Genomic DNA, 1,776 nt, shown 5'->3' with positions numbered 1-1,776 from the left:
AATCGTTAGACTGGCACGTTATAACCCATTCCCGGAGGCATTCGATGTCACGTGCCCGTCTGCTTGCCGTGCTGATTGCCGGTCTGCTGAGTCTCGGCAGCGCTGCCCAGGCCCAGGACACCACGCGCCTGGAGGTCGGTTACATGCCGATCCTGCCCGTGGCGCAGCTGTTCGTGATGGAAGGGGCGGGCTGGACCGACGACGCCGGGCTCGACCTGGAGCTGACCCGCTTCTCCAGTGGTCCGGCCATGGTCCAGGCGCTGGCCTCTGGCGAGCTGGACGTCATGTACTTCGGCATCGGGCCGGCCATGGTCTCGCGCGCCAACGGCGTGCCGATCAAGGTCCTGGCCGCGAGTATCCGCGAGCAGATCGGCCTGGTGGCCCGTGGTGAGTTCGCCTCGCTGTTCGAGGCCAATGACCCGGCGGAGGCCATCGCCCGCTTCACCGAGACGCAGGGCCACAAGCCCAAGATCGCGACGTTTCCCCAGGGCTCGGTGCCCGACACCGTGCTGCGCTACTGGCTGACGAAGCGGCTCGGCGTCGGCGTGGATGCGGTGGATATCGTGGCCATGGGCGCGGACCGGGTCCAGCAGGCGCTGCTGGCCGGCGCCGTGGACGCGGCCTCGATTCTCGAGCCGATCCTGACCACCGTGCAGGAGCGCGCCGACGGTGCCCGGGTCGTGGCCCGGGCCGACGAGATGCTGCCCGGCCAGCCCGGGGCCGTGCTCGCCGTCCGCGAGGAGACGCTGAAGGCGCACCCCGAGGCGGTGCGCGAGCTCATGGCGTTGCACCTGCGTGCGACCGGCATGCTCGAGGAGGATACGGAACAGGCCGCGCCCTATGTCCGCGAGTTCGTCGGCCGCCGGCTCATCGGTCTGGACACGGTGGAGAAGGCGCTCGCCTCGCCGTCGTCGAACTACCTCGCCGACCCGCACGCCATCCGCGAGGGCACCCGGCGCATGCGTGACTTCCAGATGGAGCAGGGCAGCCTGCGCAAGCCCGTGGACCTGGATGCGCTCTTCGACACCAGCGTGTACGACACGGTCAGCGCGCAGTCGGCCGGCGAGGAATGACCACGTTGTCCCGCCCGCGACGCGTTCTCTACAGCGCCCTCGGGGTGGGCGTGTTCCTGGCGCTGTGGGAGCTGACGCTGCGCAGCGGGCTGCTGCCCGGCACCCTCGTGCCGCTGCCCTCGGCGATCCCCGGTGTGCTGTGGCTCGAGCTCTCCGACGGCATCTGGTTCGAGGTCGTGGGCTCCAGCCTCGCGCATTACAGCGTCGGCCTGCTGGTGGGGTCCGTGCTGGGCATCCTCGTGGGCGTGTCGGCGGCGCTGCTGCCGCGCTTCGACGCCGCCCACGCCTGGCTGGCGCGGCTGCTGCGCCCGATTCCGCCGCTGGCCTGGATCCCCTTCGCCATCATCTGGTTCGGCGTCACCCCGACGGCGGCGGCGTTCATCATCAGTATCGGGGTCTTCTGGATCAACTACTTCGCCAGCTACAGCGCCGTGCGCTCCGTCGACCCCGGCTATGACGAGGTGGCTCGGGCCTTCGGGCAGCACGGCTTCCTGCCCCGGCTCGCCAAGGTCAACCTGCCCGCGGCGTCGCCCGGCATTCTCGGCGGCCTGCGTGCCGGCCTCGGCCAGGGCTGGATGACCGTGGTGGCCGCCGAGCTGTTCGGCATCCCGGGCATCGGCCAGCGGATGATGGAGGCCTCCAGCCTGCTGGCGACGGATATCGTGGTGGTCTACATGCTCACCATCGCCGCCCTTTACGCGCT

The 1,776-nt window shown here is 70.0% G+C and carries 2 protein-coding genes; both read left to right on the top strand.

Features of this window, described 5'->3' with window-relative positions; translation table 11 throughout:
• Positions 1–44 precede the first annotated feature (44 nt).
• Positions 45–1,073: an ABC transporter substrate-binding protein gene (locus tag G7A99_RS19060; protein ID WP_163143159.1), complete on the top strand. Its 1,029-nt coding sequence runs from the start codon at positions 45–47 to the stop codon at positions 1,071–1,073.
• Between the two features lie 5 nt (positions 1,074–1,078).
• On the top strand, positions 1,079–1,776 hold a 698-nt coding region (locus G7A99_RS19055; RefSeq protein ID WP_205599934.1), incomplete at its 3' end, for an ABC transporter permease.

The sequence above is a fragment of the Arhodomonas sp. KWT genome (genome assembly GCF_010993615.1).
This window is presented reverse-complemented; position numbering and strand designations above follow the sequence as displayed.

Excerpts from the sequence above, each read along its gene's own strand:
- G7A99_RS19060 (WP_163143159.1), top strand. The coding sequence starts at position 45 with ATGTCACGTGCCCGTCTGCTTGCCGTGCTGATTGCCGGTCTGCTGAGT.